Origin of the sequence: Endozoicomonas numazuensis, assembly GCF_000722635.1 — a bacterium.
In the GTDB taxonomy this organism is placed as follows: Bacteria; Pseudomonadota; Gammaproteobacteria; order Pseudomonadales; family Endozoicomonadaceae; genus Endozoicomonas_A; species Endozoicomonas_A numazuensis.
On sequence record NZ_JOKH01000012.1, the window covers coordinates 6,030 to 10,864 of the forward strand.

At 47.0% G+C, this 4,835-nt stretch carries 7 protein-coding genes; 4 read left to right on the forward strand and 3 right to left on the reverse strand.

Going from position 1 to position 4,835, the window contains the following annotated elements; translation table 11 throughout:
• The first annotated feature begins 644 nt into the window (after positions 1-644).
• Complete coding sequence (locus GZ78_RS26135; RefSeq protein ID WP_034843082.1) at positions 645-1,493, forward strand: magnesium transporter; 849 nt, start codon at positions 645-647, stop codon at positions 1,491-1,493.
• Positions 1,494-1,512: 19 nt separating this feature from the next.
• Here GZ78_RS26135 and GZ78_RS31105 read toward each other — a convergent pair whose 3' ends face one another.
• Positions 1,513-1,695, reverse strand: a complete 183-nt coding sequence (locus GZ78_RS31105; RefSeq protein WP_034843085.1) for a metal ABC transporter permease — start codon at positions 1,693-1,695, stop codon at positions 1,513-1,515.
• A gap of 68 nt (positions 1,696-1,763) precedes the next feature.
• On the opposite strand from GZ78_RS31105, the gene GZ78_RS26145 reads away from it, so the two are divergent.
• A complete protein-coding gene (locus GZ78_RS26145; RefSeq protein WP_201772809.1) occupies positions 1,764-2,300 on the forward strand; it encodes a magnesium transporter in 537 nt (178 codons plus the stop codon).
• Positions 2,301-2,319: 19 nt separating this feature from the next.
• On the opposite strand, the gene GZ78_RS26150 is transcribed toward GZ78_RS26145, so the two are convergent.
• Positions 2,320-3,162, reverse strand: a complete 843-nt coding sequence (locus tag GZ78_RS26150; RefSeq protein WP_081870060.1) for a helix-turn-helix domain-containing protein — start codon at positions 3,160-3,162, stop codon at positions 2,320-2,322.
• Between the two features lie 220 nt (positions 3,163-3,382).
• Here GZ78_RS26150 and GZ78_RS26155 point away from each other — a divergent pair, with 220 nt between their 5' ends.
• Both GZ78_RS26155 and GZ78_RS26160 read left to right on the forward strand, forming a co-directional pair.
• Positions 3,383-4,024: a basic helix-loop-helix domain-containing protein gene (locus tag GZ78_RS26155; RefSeq protein WP_034843090.1), complete on the forward strand. Its 642-nt coding sequence runs from the start codon at positions 3,383-3,385 to the stop codon at positions 4,022-4,024.
• A 201-nt stretch (positions 4,025-4,225) separates the two neighbouring features.
• A complete protein-coding gene (locus GZ78_RS26160) occupies positions 4,226-4,420 on the forward strand; it encodes a magnesium transporter (RefSeq protein ID WP_034843092.1) in 195 nt (64 codons plus the stop codon).
• A 121-nt stretch (positions 4,421-4,541) separates the two neighbouring features.
• Here the strand turns inward: GZ78_RS26160 and GZ78_RS26165 are convergent.
• Positions 4,542-4,835: metal ABC transporter permease (locus GZ78_RS26165; RefSeq protein WP_236631703.1), on the reverse strand; the 294-nt coding region annotated here is incomplete at its 5' end.

Consider the following 4,835-nt stretch of genomic DNA (forward strand, 5'->3'; position numbering starts at 1 on the left):
ATTTGCTTAAATAGGTCAACTATTCGCACAAATCCAGTGAAAAAGCTGACTCGTTCTACTGAATTTTATGCTCGGACGCTATTCTCGGTCAGCCTCCTAGGAGCCTGTCCGAGAATAGACAGTCCGGCCTAAAATCCAGAAAGAACGGTCATCTTTTCCACTGAATTTGCTTAAATAGGTCAACTATTCGCACAAATTCAGTGAAAAAGCTGACTCGTTCTACTGAATTTTATGCTCGGACGCTATTCTCGGTCAGCCTCCTAGTACTAGTACGATCTTGCCAGTCTTTTTCTTCAGGAGTATGATCCTCCGCCATTAGCCACTCCCACTTAAATAAGTGGGTTCAGCTGGCAGTTATTTCCCGTTAAAGTTATCAGGATGCATTATGGATACCGATCAACCTCCGAGTACGAAAGTAAGGAGTGAATTGAACTTCTGACGGTATCCTGCATTCAGTCGGAGCTACCAGAACTTCGGCAATGAATTCCCTTCTCTGTCTCACTTCTTACTCACTCAGTCATTAGAAACCAGCCCCTGGCTTTAAAGTATTGGACCTTAGCTGTTCTATAGACTTTTGCTGTGACACTCGTTTGTCATTCGCTGGTTATCATGAGGTATCTATTTGCCTATCCGGGAGGATCGCTATGGCAGCAGTAGATATGGCTGTATTTGAACAGCCGGTAGTAAGTGACACAGAATTCGATCTCCAGCAGGCTTTGGCTTTCATGCGCCGGCTGTCGTTGGAGGATCGTACTGAATTTCTAGTCGGTCTTACTTTGAATCAGGCGACTGACGTTTTGTCTGAAACGCCTTTCAGTGTTGTTAATGAACTTCTGGAACAGCTTGAAGAGACGGGGCACGAAGTCCGAGCCAGACAGATCAGTCTGGCGTTAGGCTTAATCAGTAGCGAAGCCGAACCTGTAGGTGGCTATCTGGACAACAGTGTTCTCTCTCATGTGCGTGAGAGAGTCGGCTGGATTGTAGGCCTGGCCTTGATGGGGATTGTGTCCGGTTTAATTATCTCCAAATATGAAGATGCTATCAGCGCTTTAATTCTGCTGGCAGTCTATATGCCTGTTGTCGCTGCAGCGGGTGGAAATACTGGCTCTCAGGCAGCCACACTGGTAGTCCGGGCTCTGGCGACAAATGCCATTACACTGAATGACTGGGCAAAAGTGCTTTGGAAAGAGTTCAGGATTTCACTTCTGATTGCCGGAGTTCTGGCTTCAGTCATTGTTGGACGGGTAGTCCTGTTCAGCGGAGATGTACCTCTGCCTGAAGGCATGAATATATACAGTATCGGGCTGGCGATAGGTCTGGCTATTTCTGTTCAGGTCATCATTTCTACGACACTGGGTGGTTTGTTGCCGCTGGTGGCCAGAGGATTCAGGCTGGATCCAGCCGTTCTGGTGAGTCCGGTTCTGGCATCTGTGGTCGATATCACCGGAATGCTTATTTACTTCTTTACGGTAACTCGATTACTGGGCCTGTGACCCAGTAATCGACACTTGCTTATCTTTGGAAAAATCTGAAAACCAGACAGACAATTGCCAAACTAACGACAATCGTCGCCCCACCAGGCAAGTCATAAAGACTCGACAGTACCAGTCCCAGAATCAGTCCCACTAGTCCTGCTATATATCCCAGAGTGAGCGCTTTCCTGCCTGACAATTGATTGATGGCCAGAGCAGGCATAATCAAGGCACTGAANTAGCGAAGCCGAACCTGTAGGTGGCTATCTGGACAACAGTGTTCTCTCTCATGTGCGTGAGAGAGTCGGCTGGATTGTAGGCCTGGCCTTGATGGGGATTGTGTCCGGTTTAATTATCTCCAAATATGAAGATGCTATCAGCGCTTTAATTCTGCTGGCAGTCTATATGCCTGTTGTCGCTGCAGCGGGTGGAAATACTGGCTCTCAGGCAGCCACACTGGTAGTCCGGGCTCTGGCGACAAATGCCATTACACTGAATGACTGGGCAAAAGTGCTTTGGAAAGAGTTCAGGATTTCACTTCTGATTGCCGGAGTTCTGGCTTCAGTCATTGTTGGACGGGTAGTCCTGTTCAGCGGAGATGTACCTCTGCCTGAAGGCATGAATATATACAGTATCGGGCTGGCGATAGGTCTGGCTATTTCTGTTCAGGTCATCATTTCTACGACACTGGGTGGTTTGTTGCCGCTGGTGGCCAGAGGATTCAGGCTGGATCCAGCCGTTCTGGTGAGTCCGGTTCTGGCATCTGTGGTCGATATCACCGGAATGCTTATTTACTTCTTTACGGTAACTCGATTACTGGGCCTGTGACCCAGTAATCGACACTTGCTTATCTTTGGAAAAATCTGAAAACCAGACAGACAATTGCCAAACTAACGACAATCGTCGCCCCACCAGGCAAGTCATAAAGACTCGACAGTACCAGTCCCAGAATCAGTCCCACTAGTCCTGCTATATATCCCAGAGTGAGCGCTTTCCTGCCTGACAATTGATTGATGGCCAGAGCAGGCATAATCAAGGCACTGAACACCAGATAGACCCCTACCATTTTTACGCTCAGTGTAACCATCAGCGCAAAGATGGGATAAAAGAGTCTACCGCTCAGGATTTGTGGTCTGGTGATAGCACCGGCCAGAAACACAAGACTCACCACTCCGGGAATCAGCATATCTTGCCAGCTGAGCCAGAGAATATGTCCGTTCAACGCTCTGGAAATATGCTCAGCTCCATGTGGATCACTGGCCAGAAGCAGGGTAATGGACGCTGCAGAGACCACGTAAATACAGCCAATAATGGCCTCCAGCTCTTTTTCTGCATACTTTGCCAGCAGTGCGATCAGACCTGCTCCGGCAATGGAAAAGAGGTAGGGCATGAGCACCGCTAGCCCGTTGGAACCATCGTGGAAATCATGGTTGTGAGCATGCATCATTGAAAGAATATGAGCGACAATAGCCCCCATGACAGCAATCTGGGCAGTCGCCAGCAATGGCTTCAGGTCTTTTTTCGGGGAGAGGTTCTGTTCCCGTATCTTGTAGTAATGAGTCTTGATCGCGAGCGCTCTGTTCCACGCAAAGCGCACAGCACCCAACTGACGATTGAGAAAATCAGCCTGTTCTGGTGTTTGATAAATGCGTACGGCCTTACTTTGCCTGTAGCGCTGGAGAACAGTCAGAACACATCCGAATGACCTGTACCCACTTGAAGGCGGAACGCTCTGCGCGTTCCCGTCTTATATCCCTGCCCGATTGGGTGAGGGTTTACGACGATTTTGCTAAACAAAGCATCGAAAGGAACTTTCATCTAAACAAAGCATCAAAAGAAACTTTCATCTAAACAAAGCATCAAAAGCATCAAAGGATGCTTAGAAAATACTAAATAAAAGGATGTAAGCTATGATTCCGACTTCTAAACCGATTATTGGCAGCAAACAAGACCCAATAAAAATGGCAAATAGTGCCCGCGAAAGACAGCGAGTTTCAGATATTAATAAAGCTCTTGATACCCTTCGACAAAAAATACCAGAGGGAGGAGAAAAATTAAGCAAAGTGGAAGTTATTCGGGGCGTTACTCGTTATATCAAGGATCTACAAGAAGTATCGAGAACAATGCCAGAAAGTTCGTTGGGCCCCTCAACTCCATTCACACCCATTCAACTTCATCATATGGGTGATATTTCCACATCAAGAACTGTAGTCCAAAAAAAGAGATGCTTGAGTGATGATACTGATGCGCTGAATGTTTCTTTTGCTGACCCAGAAGTTAAGGAAGGGCATTCCTCTTCCTCCAAAAGGCCCCACTTGAATGAGGATCAACCCGACAGGCCTTTACTTGTAAAAAAACCTTACACTGTGGCTCAACTTGTCGATGAGCAGGAGTCATTATCGCTTCAAATACGTGAGTTAAGTAATGGCATTGATGATATTGGTGCTCAGCTGGCTGCAATGGATCAATTAAGCAATGAGACAAAAAGAGAGGCAATAGATTGCTTAATCCAACAGCTGGAAGAAGTGAAAGCAAGTATCCCAGTAGATTAAATCTTGCCTTGCCATATCCGTCTGGAAAAACGTTCGTTTTTTCCAGACGGATATGGCAAGGGTATTGAAGAAGCTTTTAGGAATAGTCCTGAAATAACTTCCTGATTTCCCCTGAAGCTACAGATTAGGGATTTGTCCTAAATAACTTCCCGATTTTCACCCGGACTTCGTTCGCCCTGAGCTTGTCGAAGGGTTTTGGTATTGGGCTTCAACAAGCTCAGTCCGAACTCTGTTCAGGTTATTATTTATACGACACTGGGTTGTTTGTTGCCGCTGGTGGCCAGAGGATTCAGGCTGGATCCAGCCGTTCTGGTGAGCCCGGTTCTGGCATCTGTAGTCGATATCACCGGAATGCTGATTTACTTCTTTACGATAACTCGATTACTGGGTCTTTGACCTGGGAGCCTGACCGAGAATAGACAGCCCGGCCTAAAACCCAGAAAGAACGGCCATCTTTTCCACTGAATTTTATGCTCGGACGCTATTCTCGGTCAGCCTCCCAGTAATCGACACTTGCTTATCTTTGGAAAAATCTGAAAACCAGACAGACAATTGCCAAACTAACGACAATCGTCGCCCCACCAGGCAAGTCATAAAGACTCGACAGTACCAGTCCCAGAATCAGTCCCGCTAGTCCTGCTATATATCCCAGAGTGAGCGCTTTCCTGCCTGACAATTGATTGATGGCCAGAGCAGGCATAATCAAGGCACTGAATACCAGGTAGACCCCTACCATTTTTACGCTCAGTGTAACCATCAGCGCAAAGATGGGATAAAAGAGTCTACCGCTCAGGATTTGTGGTCTGGTGAT

What these genes read in the sequence shown, in the direction of transcription:
- GZ78_RS26135 (WP_034843082.1), top strand. Translation starts at nt 645, where the DNA reads ATGGCAGCAGTAGATATGGCTGTATTTGAACAGCCGGTAGTAAGTGAC.
- GZ78_RS31105 (WP_034843085.1), bottom strand. Translation starts at nt 1,695, where the DNA reads ATGCCTGCTCTGGCCATCAATCAATTGTCAGGCAGGAAAGCGCTCACT.
- GZ78_RS26155 (WP_034843090.1), top strand. Translation starts at nt 3,383, where the DNA reads ATGATTCCGACTTCTAAACCGATTATTGGCAGCAAACAAGACCCAATA.